The organism is Streptomyces sp. NPDC030799 (assembly GCF_055572255.1).
Window position 1 is genome coordinate 25,071 of the sequence record NZ_JBVIDS010000010.1, and the last position, 14,277, is coordinate 39,347.

The 14,277-nt window shown below is 67.4% G+C and carries 14 protein-coding genes; 4 read left to right on the plus strand and 10 right to left on the minus strand.

What is annotated here, in order from left to right:
• Positions 1-2: 2 nt before the first annotated feature.
• The 4 genes from ACZ41I_RS24425 to ACZ41I_RS24440 all read right to left on the minus strand — a co-directional run bounded on the left by ACZ41I_RS24425 (position 3) and on the right by ACZ41I_RS24440 (position 4,114).
• Positions 3-353, minus strand: a complete 351-nt coding sequence (locus tag ACZ41I_RS24425; RefSeq protein ID WP_363217939.1) for a WXG100 family type VII secretion target — start codon at positions 351-353, stop codon at positions 3-5.
• 141 nt (positions 354-494) lie between these two features.
• Positions 495-1,742 (minus strand): S8 family serine peptidase, encoded by a 1,248-nt coding sequence (locus ACZ41I_RS24430; protein WP_468515149.1) that lies wholly within the window; start codon positions 1,740-1,742, stop codon positions 495-497.
• Between the two features lie 90 nt (positions 1,743-1,832).
• The gene (locus ACZ41I_RS24435) at positions 1,833-3,644 is read right to left on the minus strand and encodes a hypothetical protein (RefSeq protein WP_468515050.1); all 1,812 of its coding nucleotides are present in this window, start codon (positions 3,642-3,644) and stop codon (positions 1,833-1,835) included.
• A 2-nt stretch (positions 3,645-3,646) separates the two neighbouring features.
• Complete coding sequence (locus ACZ41I_RS24440; protein WP_468515051.1) at positions 3,647-4,114, minus strand: hypothetical protein; 468 nt, start codon at positions 4,112-4,114, stop codon at positions 3,647-3,649.
• 386 nt (positions 4,115-4,500) lie between these two features.
• Here ACZ41I_RS24440 and ACZ41I_RS24445 point away from each other — a divergent pair, with 386 nt between their 5' ends.
• The gene (locus ACZ41I_RS24445; RefSeq protein WP_468515052.1) at positions 4,501-5,217 is read left to right on the plus strand and encodes a hypothetical protein; all 717 of its coding nucleotides are present in this window, start codon (positions 4,501-4,503) and stop codon (positions 5,215-5,217) included.
• Between the two features lie 4 nt (positions 5,218-5,221).
• Here ACZ41I_RS24445 and ACZ41I_RS24450 read toward each other — a convergent pair whose 3' ends face one another.
• From ACZ41I_RS24450 to ACZ41I_RS24460, 3 genes are read right to left on the minus strand one after another with little or no spacing between them, the layout of a single operon-like run.
• On the minus strand, positions 5,222-5,728 hold the full coding sequence (locus tag ACZ41I_RS24450) for a hypothetical protein (RefSeq protein WP_468515053.1): 507 nt from the start codon (positions 5,726-5,728) through the stop codon (positions 5,222-5,224).
• 35 nt (positions 5,729-5,763) lie between these two features.
• Positions 5,764-7,050 carry a putative T7SS-secreted protein gene (locus ACZ41I_RS24455; protein WP_468515054.1) on the minus strand — a complete coding sequence of 429 codons (1,287 nt, stop codon included), beginning with the start codon at positions 7,048-7,050 and terminating at the stop codon, positions 5,764-5,766.
• Positions 7,051-7,069: 19 nt separating this feature from the next.
• Positions 7,070-7,306 carry a hypothetical protein gene (locus ACZ41I_RS24460; RefSeq protein WP_468515055.1) on the minus strand — a complete coding sequence of 79 codons (237 nt, stop codon included), beginning with the start codon at positions 7,304-7,306 and terminating at the stop codon, positions 7,070-7,072.
• Positions 7,307-7,782: 476 nt separating this feature from the next.
• On the opposite strand from ACZ41I_RS24460, the gene ACZ41I_RS24465 reads away from it, so the two are divergent.
• Complete coding sequence (locus tag ACZ41I_RS24465) at positions 7,783-8,136, plus strand: DUF4333 domain-containing protein (protein WP_399771004.1); 354 nt, start codon at positions 7,783-7,785, stop codon at positions 8,134-8,136.
• Positions 8,137-8,288: 152 nt separating this feature from the next.
• Here the strand turns inward: ACZ41I_RS24465 and ACZ41I_RS24470 are convergent, their stop codons facing one another.
• From ACZ41I_RS24470 to eccB, 3 genes are read right to left on the minus strand one after another with little or no spacing between them, the layout of a single operon-like run.
• A complete protein-coding gene (locus ACZ41I_RS24470) occupies positions 8,289-8,897 on the minus strand; it encodes a hypothetical protein (protein WP_468515056.1) in 609 nt (202 codons plus the stop codon).
• Positions 8,894-10,183, minus strand: a complete 1,290-nt coding sequence (gene mycP / locus ACZ41I_RS24475; RefSeq protein ID WP_468515057.1) for a type VII secretion-associated serine protease mycosin — start codon at positions 10,181-10,183, stop codon at positions 8,894-8,896. Before mycP ends, ACZ41I_RS24470 begins: the two co-directional genes overlap by 4 nt.
• A gap of 25 nt (positions 10,184-10,208) precedes the next feature.
• A complete protein-coding gene (gene eccB / locus ACZ41I_RS24480; protein WP_468515058.1) occupies positions 10,209-11,732 on the minus strand; it encodes a type VII secretion protein EccB in 1,524 nt (507 codons plus the stop codon).
• Between the two features lie 207 nt (positions 11,733-11,939).
• Here eccB and eccE point away from each other — a divergent pair, with 207 nt between their 5' ends.
• Together eccE and ACZ41I_RS24490 are read left to right on the plus strand one after the other, a co-directional pair.
• Positions 11,940-13,301 carry a type VII secretion protein EccE gene (gene eccE / locus ACZ41I_RS24485; RefSeq protein ID WP_468515059.1) on the plus strand — a complete coding sequence of 454 codons (1,362 nt, stop codon included), beginning with the start codon at positions 11,940-11,942 and terminating at the stop codon, positions 13,299-13,301.
• Positions 13,301-14,065 (plus strand): hypothetical protein, encoded by a 765-nt coding sequence (locus ACZ41I_RS24490; protein ID WP_363217925.1) that lies wholly within the window; start codon positions 13,301-13,303, stop codon positions 14,063-14,065. The genes eccE and ACZ41I_RS24490 overlap by 1 nt, the downstream gene beginning before the upstream one ends.
• Positions 14,066-14,277: the final 212 nt, after the last annotated feature.

The following is a 14,277-nucleotide window of genomic DNA, read 5'->3' on the forward strand; positions in this document are numbered from 1 at the left end:
GCTCAGTAGGAGCTCAGAGCGGACGGCGGGATCGAAGAAGCACCGTCCCGGACGTCGATCTTGTTGACGGCCGCGCGGACCTCGTCTTCCTTGCTGTCCTTGATGTTGCGCGTCGTGGTCATGGCCTCGATGACATCGCCGAGGATGTTGCCGATGTTGCGCAGGGACGTGTTGATCTCGACCTGCTTCTTGTCGAACGCGGCACGGCCGATACCCTGCCACTGGCCCTCGAGGCTGTCGATGACGCCCTGAAGCGTGTGCACGCGCTTCTGGATGTTCTCGTACTTCTCGAGCATCTGCTTCTGCAGCCGGATTACTGCATCATCGTGAAGCTTCTGCGTTCCGCCGGCCATGTTCGGCCCTGCCTTTCGTGTGTCCGTTGTTGATCTGACGGTTTCGGCTCACCGCTGTCGCTTGTAGCGTCCAGCGGTGAACACGCAGTGCCTGCCCTGTCCGAACGGCACCGGACTGTACGGCTGTTGATGCCGAGGAACTCACCTGGCTCGTCGTGCCCGCGCGATGGCCAGGGCACCACCGCCGACCACGACGACCGCACCAACGGCGCCGAGTGCGATCCACGTGGTGTTGCCGCTGCCACTCGATGACTCCGCGCTCGATCCTGCCGCCGAGGTCGAGCCCGTGGAACCCTTGCCCTGGGCTTGTGACGAGGCTGATGCAGAAGGGGACGAGGGAGATGCGGGCTGAGCAGAAGAGCCTTTAGGGGCCACGGGGGCCACGCTCTCCCACCCCTTGCTGCGGTCCTGTTTCTGGAGCGGATCGACATCGGCAGGGCCGGGGTCGTAGTTCTTGTCCGCCAGGACCACGCGAGGACGGATGACTCCATAACCGAGGTACTTGCTCGGCTTGTCCTTCGGCCAGGTGCGTCCAGCGGTGTCGAGAAGGGCCCGTTCGACCTGATACACAGTCCAGTTGGGGTGCGCGGACCAGATCAGGGCGGCGGCGGCTGAGGTGAGGGCGGTAGCGGGGCTCGTACCTTGACGGTTGTCGCAGTAGCGGACGGTGCCGCCGTCGCAATAGCCTGGGTATCCTTCGCCAGGAGCTGCCAGGTCTGCGTAGCCTCCGCTTGAGGAAAAGCTCGACGTCGTCAGGGACTTGCCGACGGACGCTACGCCGAGGACGTATGGGTACGAGGCGGGATAGTCGGAATAGCCGTTCTTCCCCTGGTTACCCACCGCCGCGATCAGCAGTTTGCCCTTCGAGAGAGCGTATTTGACCGCAGCTTCGTCCTTGTCGCTACCCATTCCGCCGAATGAGATGTTGATGATCTTTACATCAGTATCGGCAGCGGCCCTCAGCGCCTCGTCGGCGTCCGGAGTCCTGGCCTCTTCCTTCGCTCCTTTGATGCCCGTTACCTTGATGCGGTACGGAACGATCTTGGCGCCCGGTGCCAGCCCCTTCAGCCCACCACCTGCCCCGGTGCCTGCGATCAACTCGGCCATGCTTGTGCCATGGCCCGCATAGTCGACCGTCGCGTGATAAGCCACCGACTTGGGGACCTCATCCGTCAGGACCTGACCCTTGAGTGACGGCGTATTTGCGTTCACCCCAGAGTCGATGACCGCGATCTTGACGCCTTTGCCCGTGCTCACCTTCCACATCTGTTCGGCCTGCATGGGTCCCAAGTACCACTGTTTCGACTGTTCGTCGGACGCAGCGGCACCCGGTGCCAGACCGACGGTCACAGCGGTCAGGGCGCCAACGGCCGCGCCCACCGCGCGCACTCGTCTTCCGGAGCGCGCCCTGCGGGCCGCAGCCTGCTCGGCTCGTCGGCTGGTCCCTGACTTCATGGCGTTGACTGTCCTCGCTTGCGTTCAGTTGGTGACCGGCGGTACATCGCGCCGGGGCTTGTTCGGTAGGTGGGTCTCTTCGTCCTCGACCAGGTAGTCGGGTCGCGCAGCTCCATCCGTCTTCCGCTCGTCACCGGACTTTCCCTTGTCGCCTGCGCCGCGCGTGAGGCCGGCGCCACCACGGGTCATGCCGTTGCGTTCAGCTCCTGCCTCGGAGTTGCGCGAGGTTGGCCTACCCGTGACAGCCTCGGTCGGCCGGGCGCCGGTACGAGAACCCGTGACACTCGAACCCGGCCGCGCCGCGGACTCGGGCGCGCCGAAGACACCGCGCTGGCCCGGTCGACCAGTCGCGGCCCGGGAGTTGGACTCTCCCTCGCCACCGACAACCGTGCCGCGAGGAATCCTCGACCCGTTCCTTCCCGATGGGTTCGTGGTGGACGGCCGCCCCCCGACGACTCCGTTGGACCGCGCGGCCCCCGTGGTCGGCCCGCCGTTCGCACGTGGTGCCGCCGTGCCTGCGGGTCGGGGTGTGCCACCCGTGACTCCTCGGCCCATCGGCGAGGAGGACCTGGGTCCGGAACCGGTGCCCTTGACAGCGGACTGGCCAGTGGACGTCGCGCGGCCCATCTGGTCCATGGGACCTCGTGCCACGGCACGACCCGAGCCCGGGTTTGACAAACCAGACGTACCTGCGCGCCCCTGTGCAGACGGCGGTGTACGGAAACCGCCGGCGCCGTTCAGGCTCCGACCCGATGTGGCATTGGGCACGGGAAGCCTGAATCCACCGCCGTCGAACACGTTGGGCTGGCTGCCACCTGTGGGCGGCGTACCAGTAACCGGCGGAGTGTGGGTGGGCCCGGGAGTGGTGGTCGTAGGAGGCGGCAGCGTGCCGGTGGTGTCGATGTGCGTACCCACCGGCAGGTCCGGGTGCCTGACTCGGTCCGTGGCGTCTCTTACGGGTGCCGGCGTGTCGCTTGCATGTGGCGGCGTGTGGCTTGTGCCGCTCACGCCCACGTGACGCACCGGCTCCACCGTCACATGGTGCCCCCCGACCGCGCTCGACCCTGTGCCTTGGTGGCCTTGTGGCGTGGAGCCCTGGGCCGAGGGATCGTCATACCTAATGGGCTTGGGCACCCCAACGTTCGGAAGGCTGCCAAAGTCAGGCGCGGCCTTGTGCCATTCCTGCAGCGATGCGGTCGACACCGCGTAATACGATGCCAACCGGTTCATCTGGTTGATCGCCTCTTGGCGGTGCTTCTCAACCGTTACGGCAGTGGCGTACCCGTCTTTGTCCGCCGCCTTTTCGGCCGCCGTAAATTTCTCCGGCCGCGTCGAAACCGCTCTCGTGTCGCGGGGAAACTTCATGGCATTGCGGACAGACGCCAGCCCCTCGGCGGCGGAGGCGATCGAGTCGCCGGCTCCGCCAGCGAAGTCGGCCAGCCCGTGTGCGTGCTTGACGAGATTCTCGCCCCATACACGGAAGTCGTGGCCCGCCTGACCGACCCAGGGGACCGTATCGAACTTGCCCTTGAGTGTTTCAGCCGCCCTCTTGATGGCATCACGCGCGTCCCAGAGAGCTCGACCCGAGGACTCCAGGTCCTCCGGGTTCGTCTGCTCGACCAGGTCGATCATCGCGTTGAGGTCGTATTCGTCGAACTCCGTGCGCTTGACCATGGCCTGCCCATACGGGGTGGCCTTGGCGAAAGAGCGAATTACCTCGACGGGATTGAGAAAGTACCCGCCAGTGCTGGGCTGGTCCCCGAGACCCCGGGCAAAGTCGGTGAAGCCGTTCTCCGCGGAGACCCGATCCATGTCCGCCTTGTGCTTGTCGGTCATGCTCAGAGCCCTCCCTGCTCCCCGCCGCCGGTGTTCTTGTCGCCCTTCGGATTGAGCCGCTTGATCTCCGACTGGATCTCGTAGAACCTACGACGCTGCTCTTCCTCGAGCTCGGTGAAGGTGCCCTTCGCCCCCTGGACGGCGATGCCGATCGCCTCGATCTGCAGATGCAGGGTCTTGGAAAGGTTGGTCAGCGCCTCGTGGACCGTGTTGAACGTCCCGTACAGGGCGTCGGCCTCGTGGAAGGCTGCAGATCCGCTCCTGAGTGACGTCTGCCGGATCGTCTGGTCTCCGACGCGCGCCGGATTGCCCGGCGACTTCTCAAGTTCCGCGAGAACACTGTCCACCGTGTTGACGAACTGCGTCAGGGCGTCACCGCTGACCTCGAGGTTCGCCGCCGACCCGCCCCCGCTCATGTTCCTCCCCGTTTCCCCGTACACCATCGGCCCGATCGGATCGAGCCCGACCACCGACTCGCCGTACGATCGCAAAGCGAGCCGCGCCTCACAACGCGTTTACCACTGTAGTCACCCTGTACAACAGGTCCAACCGGCCTGTGTGTTAGGTCAGTTACGACGCCGGAGCCGATGCCGGGCTTTGCCCGGTTTGTCGCGCTGGAGCGAGGGGTTCCACCAACTCCCGGCTCGCCTCTCCAGGGAGCACCACCCCAGCATGGCCGCGGTCGGCGGCACCAACACCGCACCGCTTGCGATCTTCATCGAACTTCCACACCGACGCGTGGATCCCGCCACACAACGATGCGTTGACGTGAGACAGAGCCCGCCGGGGGTTGCGTGGGCCAGTAAGCGGAAGGCTCCGTTCACAGCACCACCCATGTCCGCCATAATCTGGGGCCATGGAGCAATGGGTTGGGATTCTGGTGAAGGTGCTGTTCGTCGCTTTCATTGCGGGCATTTTTGCCACAGTGTTCACAGTGTCTGCACGCGGACGCAAGAAGAACGCACAGATCAGACAGGATTACGCCCAACTTGCCCGCCTGGCTCCGGAGCATGGATGGACATACGAGGCACGCGCGCATGGCCGGATCGATCAGTATTGCGGTGCGGGACCCATGCCCGGACGCGGAAGCAATCTGAGCGCCTGGCACTACACCACGGGGGAGTTCCGAGGTCGATCCTTCACCTACTTCGAGTACCGCTACGTCAATCCCATGTCAGGTGCTGACGCGGTGGAACGCAAGCAGCCCATCATCGAGACGGTATTCGTCGTCACAACTCCCGGCTCGGCCCCGTCCGTGGAGGTACTGCTCCCGAGCAAGCTGGACTCCGTACTGGACCGGAGGGCCAGGACACAACTCGGTGTACGGGAATTCGATCAGAACTTCCGTCTTGTCACGGCGGACGAGGACTTTGTCCGGACCAGCCTGAGTGACACCCTGGTGCCCTTCCTCCTCGAGGACCCCCGAGCGAAGAGGTCACCGCTCCAGCTGCGGGACAACAAACTCTTCACGTGGTACAGGGGAACGCTGTCTCCGCAGGACGTCGACGAAAGGCTGAACTACCTGTGTGACGTCCTGGATCGGATTCCGGCACAGGCTTGGACTTCCGCGTGAGCCATCAGAGCGCGTCGGCCAGCCGCACTGTCCGCAGGAAGGCCTGGAAGTCCCCGATCACTGCTTCGAGTTGAGTCGGCTTCGCGGTCAACACGAATTCGAGAACCGCACGCTGTGCCGGATTCTTGACGTCCTCCATGCCGAGGTACACCTGGGTCTGGAGCAGCTCGAGCGGCTCTCCCCGCAGGGTGGTGTGGAGGCGGAGGTTCTGGACCACGCCAGGAGAGTCCGTCAGACCCGGGAGGTCCGGGGTGCCCACTTCAGCCTTCTTCACGACCTCCACGGTCCCGGCCTGCTCCAGCCGCCGCACCGACTCGCCGGCGATCTCCCACATGGTGGCGGCGTCGTTGCGCATCCGCCCGGCGATGGTGATGTTCGCCGTGAACCCGTCGATGGAGGGTGGATGGAGTGCGACGAAGGCGACGCCGGGGGCTCCCACCTCGTCGGGCGGCGCCGCCTGCCAGCCGTCCGGCAACGAGAAGGAGATCTTGACCGGCAGCGTGGCCGTCATGGTGAATCCACATCCTTGATGAGCATCAGTTCAGCCTAGAACCAACTACCGACCGAGTCGTCCCAGGTGTCGCCCACCCAGTCGGCCGCGTCACCGACCGAGTCGACCATCTTGTGGGGATCAACGGTTACATCGAAAGAGACTTTGCCGCCGACGCCCAGACCGACTCCGAGTTCGCCACCGATGGTGAACTTGCCGTCCTTCGTGCCCAGGTCGGCATTGGCGGATGCGCCGACGCCCGCCCAAGCCTCACCGTTGACACCGGCACCGACTCCGCCGACGTCGGCGGAGACCGACCCGGTGGCCTTGGCTCCGGCGAACGCCTCCGCGCCGACGTGCAGGCCGTCCTTGCCGACACCGACGTTCGCTGACGCCTCGGCACCCGCATAGGCCTTCGCATCAGCCTGAGCGGCTGCGATGCCCCATTCCGCACTGCCGTTCGCGGAAGCCTGCGCCAAATAGGCACTCCCTGAGACACCAGCCTGCAGCCGTCCATTGGTGATGCTCGCACCGGCGGTTCCGTCCACTCCGAGTACGGATACACCAGCTGCGCCCTTCAGCTTCACACCTCCCACGGACCCTTCCTTGCTGATGCCGTCCGACCAGACGTTGGCGTCCCCCGTCCACTCGGCGAGCTTGACGGTCAGGTTGGTCTTCCCTCCGGGTGCGGCAGGGTCCCCCGGCTCGGCCGATGGCTTGTTCCGAACAAACCAGTTGCCGTCGGCGTCCTTGCCCCACTCCTTCTCCTGGTGCCATCGGCTGGACTCGCCCCCCAGCCACTTCTGCGTCTCCCACTTCCACCGGTTCTGGCTGGTCTTGCCGACGCTGTGGTCCTTGATCCACTCCCAGTTGTCGACCTGCTGCCTGACCTGCGCGAGCCAGTGCGGACTGTGCGCGGCACCCCCCGCAAGATCACCCAGCTTCTTCGTCAGCTTCTCGGCCTCGGGCTTGAGCTGCTTCTGCGCGGCCTTCAGAGTCGTCTCTGCCGCGTCATGGTCCCCGGACTTCCACTGCTCGATCGCCGTGTGGGCCTGCTTCTGGGCCCATCCCAGGGTCGAGGAGTACGAGGTGATCTGATCGGCCGCCCCCGACATCGCGTCGGACGCCAGGTACCAGTTCCTCTTCTCCTTGGCCAGGGTGGGCCAGAAGACGTCACTGGCCCGGCCGGTCCAGCCCGGGATCTTCAGGTCGCGCAGGCCGTCGCCGATCTTCTCGAACTTCTTGGACCAGCCAGTGAGGGTGGTGGCGAGACCGGTCAGCTTTTCGGGGTCTCCGGGGATGAGGTCTTTGGGGTCGCTCGTCGACCCCAACTCGCTTGCCATGGGTGCGGATTCCCTGTCCCTAACTCAGATCCGACTTGACCGCATTCACCGCGTCACGGATCGCCTCGTCCGTCTCCGTGTAGTCGTTGTTGGCCTTGTTCAGCCCGCCGGCCAGGGTTGCGGCGGAATCCGCGAGAAACTGGGCCCCCAACTGCCAGGTGGCGCAGAACGTGACCAGTGCGCCGGACGCCGAATCATCGCCCAGCGAAGAGCCCTGCTCGGCCGGGTCCTTCAGGTCGACCTTCTGGACCGGCACGAGGCATTCCAGAATGTCCGAAGCGCCTTTCTTGAGGACTCCTGGGCCCACTCCGAGATCAGCAGTCAACGAAATCCCCCGCTCCCTCTCTTTCAACTGCGGCCGCTCATGGGTGCCTTGGCGGCGCCGCACACGCTAGCACCAACATCATCATGCGATTGTCGAGCTCATCGCCCCGCACTGCTCCTGCCACTCGGCGCCACCAGCGTCACAGGCCAGTCAACTGCCCGCAAATTCAGGGCCATTACGTCACTTCGTCGACTTCGGATTCACTCTCGTGAGTGACGCGGGCGTACTTCGTTCACCGGTTACGCCGGACTTTCAGGCGTCGCGGACCATTCGCGGAGAAAGTGGAGAACTTATGGAGCATCGCCTGCAACGGCAAACGCCCGGACAGCCGTTCAGCACGCCACAGGCCCTCGCCGCGTATGCTTTCCGGGTCTTCTTTTCATCACGAGCCGACGCGGAGTGTTGCAATGTCCAAAGCCCGGACGACCACAGCTGTTTCGATTCTCTCGGCCGTGGCCGCCGGTACGCTGCTCGTCGGCTGCTCGGGCTCGGTGAGTGTGGGGAAGTCCGAGCCGAAGGTGTCCGCCGACAAGCTGGCCACCACGGTTTCCGAGCGGCTCGCCGCACAGACGGGCCGGCCGAAGCCGCACATCAGCTGCCCCGAGGACCTCACGGGGAAGGTCGGCACCAGCACCCGCTGCAAGCTGACCGCTGAGGACGGCAGCACGTTGGGCGTGACCGTCACCGTCACCTCGGTGAAGGACGGCCGGATCAACTTCGACATCAAGGCCGACGACAAGGCCTCTCCGGCCGTCAACTGATCCGCCAACTGATCCGCCAAGTGATCCGCCAACCGATCTCGGCGCGGGACACCGTCCTCATGTCCTGCTGGACCCGGCGGGGAGTGATCTTCGGCAGGCCGTCCGTGAGGTCTGGCAGGTCTGGCAGGTCTGTCGGCCTGCCGCCACTCCCCTCAGCACTCACCCTTCTGCGTCGTCGCACTGAGCCTGTATCCCCGGTACGTCAGTGAGCCCTCCCCGCCGGTGATGCCCGGCGGTGTGTAGTCGTCCTTCTTGGAGCGGGTGCGCTCGATGCGGGTGCAGAAGGCCGCATCCGTACCGGCCGCCGTGACGGTGAGGTGCGCGTCGTCGTACGTGTCGGTGTCGGCCGGGGTGACGGTCACGCCGGTCTGGGGGGCGTCGCCGCCGCCGTACTGGACGACCTTGTCCTTCAGCAGCGACGTGTAGTCGTCGAAGGAGAGCGGCGTGCCGGAGTCGTCCGCCGTGAAGGTGTAGCCGTCCAAGTCGTCCACGGCCTGCTGCACCGCGCTGGTCAGCTCGCTGTCGTCCCATGACGTGTCGTCGGAGACGCCGAAGCCCTGGATCGCCGTGTAGATGCCGATGGCGGCCAGGGTGACGAAGAGGACGCGTGCGGCGACGAAGGCGCCGTCGGGCAGCTCCGGTGCCGATGGGTTGATGTTCGAGCGCCAGGACCGCACCCGGTCCGCCTTGACGCAGGCCATGGCCAGCAGCACGGCGGACACGGCCAGGCCCAGCACGTTCAGCTTGTCCAGGGCGTTCACCGGCCGGCCTCCGCCTGCCTCCCGCGCCTGCGGCGTGCGTCCCGTACCGCCACCGCCGTACCGCTCAGGGCCGCCACCAGGACCAGGCCGCCGACGACCACGTACATCGCCATACGGGAGTTCCGTTCCTCCGCCGTCTCGCCGAAGTGCAGGGGCGTGACCGACGGGGCCTCGCCCTTGGACACGCCGCCCTCGGGTTTCGGGGACTGGACGGGATGTTCCGGGTCGACGTCCGTCAGTGCCTTGACGGGGTCCACCACGCCCCAGCCCACCAGCTGGTCATGCCCCGGGATCGAGCGTTCCGCGGTCTGTTCGATCTGGGCGACGACCTCTTGGGCCGACCAGTTGGGGTACTTGGACTTCAACAGGGCGGCCACGCCCGCCACATAGGGGGCCGAGAAGCTCGTGCCGTTGTCCGAGCAGTGGCCGCCGCCCGGGACTGTGGAGATCATGTCGACGCCGGGTGCCGCGACGCCCACCGTGTCCTGGGACTGTGAAAAGGGCGCCCGTTCGTTGTTGCGGTCGGACGCGGCCACGGCCAGGACGCCCTCGTACGACGCCGGGTAGGTCCGCTTGACGTTGCCGCCCAGGCCGTCGTTGCCGGCCGAGGCCACCACGACGACCTTCTGCCCCAGGGCGAAGTCGACGGCGTCCTTCAGCTTCGAGTTCCTCGGGTCGAGCGCCTTGGCCGTGTCCTGGGAGATGTTGATGACGTCCGCGCCGGCGCGGACCGCGTCGCGGATGGCCTGGGCCAGCGTGTCCGCCGTGCCGTCGCCTTCTGCGTCGTTCTGCTTGATCGGGATGATCACCGCGTCCGGGGCCAGGCCGACGAAGCCCGTCCCCTTCATCGGGCGGGCCGCGATGATGCCGGCCACGCGCGTGCCGTGGCCGACCGTGTCCGTGGTGCCCGACTTGTTGCCGCGGTCGATCTTCTCGCCCTTGGAGTTCTTCTCGGGCAGCAGGTTCTCGCCCTTCGACGCGTCCACGGCCTTGGTGAGCTGCCGGTTCTTGACGTCGACTCCGGTGTCGATCACGGCGACCTGGACGTTCTTGCCCGTCGACTGCGCCCACAGCTCATCGAGGTTGACGCGCTGCAGCGCCCACGGCCGGCCCGTGTACGGCTTGGACGGGAAGGTGCACTGGCCGTCGTCCGCCAGGGCCGGGGCGGCGGGGAGGGCGATCGCCGTCGTCGTGGCGGTGAGGGCCACCGCGGCGGTCAGGGCCGCCGCTCTTGCCGCGGTGGCCGATGTCCTGGCTCCCGGCGTCCTTGCCTTCGCCTTCAGCATGATTCCGTTCTCCTCCGCGCCGCCGCTACGAGCCCTGCGGCTGCCGGGCCGCCGCCTCCGACAGACGCGGTCCCGTCGGCAGGAACGTCGACCACTGCATGGGGATGGGGGTGGGCGTCACCTGCGCGTAGCCGAGGTGGGTCTGGGCGATCTTCGCCTCCTGCAGCTCCTCCTTGCGCTTCTTGGCGGAGGTGCCGACGCCCTCGTTCTTGGAGTCGTTGTCGCTGTTGGACTGGAGGGCGTAGCGCAGGCCGGTGTCGGTGACCAGGAAGACGCCGCCGACCGTGGTCTCCGTGCCCTGGAACTGACGGTAGAGCTGGCCGGAGCCGGGGGTCACATACCCGCTGGAGGAGCCGGTGGGCAGCTGGGCGGGGAAGTCCTTGCCCACCCAGGTCGACAGGGTGGTGCTGCCCTTGGCGCCGACCGACCGGAGCACGTTGCAGACCGTGTTGCGGCCGCTGGTGGCGCTGGAGCCGTCGTTCACCGTGTTCGGCTTGTACGTCGGCCAGTTCTTGCTCATGCGGAAGGTCGTGCTGTCGGCGACCGCGCCGGGGCTGACCTGCTGCGCCTCGCCCGCCTGGCCCACCCTGAGGAGCTGGGGGCTGTTGAGCAGGAGCGTGGCCGTGAACTCGGAGACGCGGGCCACCTTGCCCTGCAGTACGACGTAGTACTGCAGGCTCTGGCCGTCGTACGCCTTGATGACCTCGCCGACCTTGTCGTACTGCGCCGGAACGATCCCGGCGCCGGCCTTCGCACCGGGCGTGCCCTGGATCCTCGGGATCGAGACCGGGTCGCCCTTGTGCAGGGTGTCGAGCCACTCCTGGGAGACGCGCTGCGGGGCGCGGCCGCGGGTGTCGAGGGCCTTGAGCAGTTCCTTGTCGCCGGGAGCGGCGATCTGGTACGCCGTGCCTTGCGCGTCGACGACGTACTGCGTCTTGCCGTCGGGGCCGACGACGTACATCAGATCTCCACGGGTGAGCCTGTCGGGCCCCTCCGTGGTGGACCATTCCTTCTTCGCGAGGACGAACGCCGCCTTCTGGATGGCCCGGCCGCCCTCGCCGGGGCGTTCGCAGACCGCCCAGCGCTTGGCTGAGGAGGCCTCGTCCGGGGAGGGCAGACGGTCCGGGGCGTACGGGATGCCGATGGTGACGCCGTGCGGGGGCTTTCCGCTGTCGAGGACCTTCTCGTCGACGGTGATGACGCTGTCGTTGTCGGGGCTCAGGAGCAGCTTGGCCGAAGCCATGTTGAGGACCGGGTGCAGCTGCTTCTGCTTGCCCGTCTTCAGCACGACGTAACGCGTGGTCGACTCGCTCGCGACGATGACGTGCTTTTCCGGGTCGTCCCAGCCCTTGGGCGCCGTCGGACTGAACATGCCGATCGCGCCGAACACCGCGAGGACGACGGCGCCGACGACGAGGCCGGGCACCAGTGCGCCCAGCGGTTTGGGAGCGCCTTCCTCCGAGCCGGAGGGCGAAGGCTGAAGGAATGCTGCGAGCGTGCGGCGCTTCGCGAAGGTGTAGGCGTTGAGTTCGTCCCGCCGTGATGCCATCTGTGTCCGCTCTCTCCCCGTTGCGGAGCCGTGGGGAACCTGTGAAGATCCGTCCCCCGCCCTCGGTTGCCTCTGGTGACTCGACTGTCAGACCCGCCCCCTACTATGCCTGTTGCGTGGACGTGCGTGTGGCACGGGTAGGGTGCTCAGGGCTTGAAGGGACCGGAGCTGAAAGGGTTTCCGGGTGAGTTCGGGGGTTTTGGAGTGATGGCTTCCGCAACGCGGACCCGGTCGCGATCGCAATCGGGCTCACGACCTCATCGTGCGCGCCGGTCGGGTGGCCGCGGCGACTCTTCCTCCCTGACCACCGTCCAGCAGGCACCGACGCCCCATCAGGGCGCTTTCTCGCCGCATCTGGAGTCCCGCTCGGGTCGTGGCGGTTCGTTCGCGCTGCAGCGGCTGGTACTGCTGGAGATCGCGGCCGCGCTCCTGGTGTGCGGGTGGCTGATGGGGACCATCGCGCTGATCGCCGTGGCTCCCGTCGCCGTACTGTTCGTGGTGCTCGCCGTCGTACGACGCCGGGGGCGCTCCCTGCCGGAATGGCTCAGCACCCTGCTGGCGCTGCGGGCCCGTAAGCGGCGGGCGGCGAGCACACCGGTGCCTTCGGGAACCGACTCCGGTCTCGCGCCCGCCGTGGAGTGCGACCCGACCCTGCGCACGTACAGCTACAGCCGCGGTGACGACCGCGACCAGCGGCCGATCGGCATGGTGGGCGACGGTGGTTTTCTGACCGCGGTGCTCCAGGTGGAGTCGGACGCCGACGCCCTGCGTGCGGAGCGCGGCCGCAGACCGCTGCCGGTGGCCCTGGTACGGGACGTCCTCGAAGTCGACGGGATCCGGCTGGAGTCGGCGCAGATCGTGGTGCACACCCAGCCCGCGCCCGCGTTGCACCTGCCCCAGCAGTCGGTCGTGGTCAGCAACTACGCGCCGCTGCAGGCCCAGACCGGCTCCCCTGCCGTGCGCATCACCTGGATCGCGCTGAAGCTCGATCCCGAGCTGTGCCCGGAGGCGGTGGCCGCGCGCGGCGGCGGGCTGCCGGGCGCGCAGAAGTGCCTGACGCGCGCGGCCGAGCACCTGGCGAGCCGGCTGACCGGCGCCGGCTTCCAGGCGAGCGTGCTCACCGAGGAGGAACTGACGGCGGCCATCGCCACGTCCGCCTGCGCCAACCCCATGGTGACGGCCCAGGCCGGGCGGGGGGAGGCGCCGCAGCGTCGCACCGAGGAGTCCAGCCGCAGCTGGCGCTGCGACAACCGTCGGCACACCACCTACTGGGTGCGCCGCTGGCCCCAACTCGGCGGTGCCGACGGGTCGTTGGCGCAGCTGGTGGCCCGGCTGACCGAGGTCCCCGCACTGGCGACGACCTTCAGTCTGACGCTGGCCAAGGGTGCGCAGCAGGACGTGGCCATCACCGGCCATGTGCGGATCACCGGCCGCAGCAACCAGGAACTGACCGACGCACGCCGCGATCTCGAACGTGCGGCACGCGAGGCGCGGACCGCACTCGCGCGTCTGGACCGTGAACAACTCCCCGGCGTTCTGGCCACCCTGCCGCTTGGAGGTGCCCGCTGATGGCCCCGTCGACATCGTCCGCGCCGTCGCGCACCACCACGTCGGCGCCCGGCCTCGGCGAGCGGTTGCGCACCGGCTTCGGCCTCCTGGGCCCCCGCCACCCGCGGCACGCGCTGCCCGTGGAACAGGCCGACGCCCTGTCCCTGCCCATCGGCGACGACGGCGTGGTGGTCGGCGTCAACGCCGAGGGCCAGCCCGCCGTGCTCGGGGTGAACCGTCCCACGCCCTACGACATCGTGCTCATCGGCGGTCTGTGGACCGCACAGGTCATGGCGTTGCGGGCGGCAGCGACAGGGGCGCGGGTGGCTGTGGAGACCGGACGCGCGCAGGCCTGGATGCCCATGGTGCACGCCATGGGCGGCGGGCAGAACGGCCTCGCGGTGTACGACGTCGGCCGTGTGCCCCCGCAGGGCGCCTCGGCCGGTACACCGGTGCTGGTGGTGCGGGACTGCGGCATGCGGCCGCCACGCGGACGGGTGGTGTCGGCTCCCTGGCAGTCCGTGCTGACACTGCTGCCCTATCTGAGCCCGGTCGCGCCGCGGTTGATGCGTCAGGCGCGTCTGGTGGGCGTGCAGCGGGTGTCGCCGGACGAGGCGGCGGAGATCGGGCGGGTGATGGGGCTCCCGCGTCCCGAACTCGAAACGCTGCCCACGCTTCCGGACGGTGTGACGCTCTGGTGCACGGAGCGGGACCGGCAGTACGTGGTGACGCGGGCGACCGACGCCGAGACAGGACTGCTGGGCGTGGCACGCCGGATGGACTGAGAAGCACCCAACTTGACCGGTTTTCACGTGCACTCGCGGGTTGTCGCCTGAATTCGCCCGCTTCCGTGGGCGAATTCCGATGCGTCTTCGTCACGTTTTGGTGTACGCACCCATACGCCGTGGCGGTCTCGGGCCCGGTGTGACGCGTCGGACGGGCAGGAAGGGGCGGACGGGCCTGCCAGCCGCGTCGTTTTGGTGATTAGGCTGGGGTC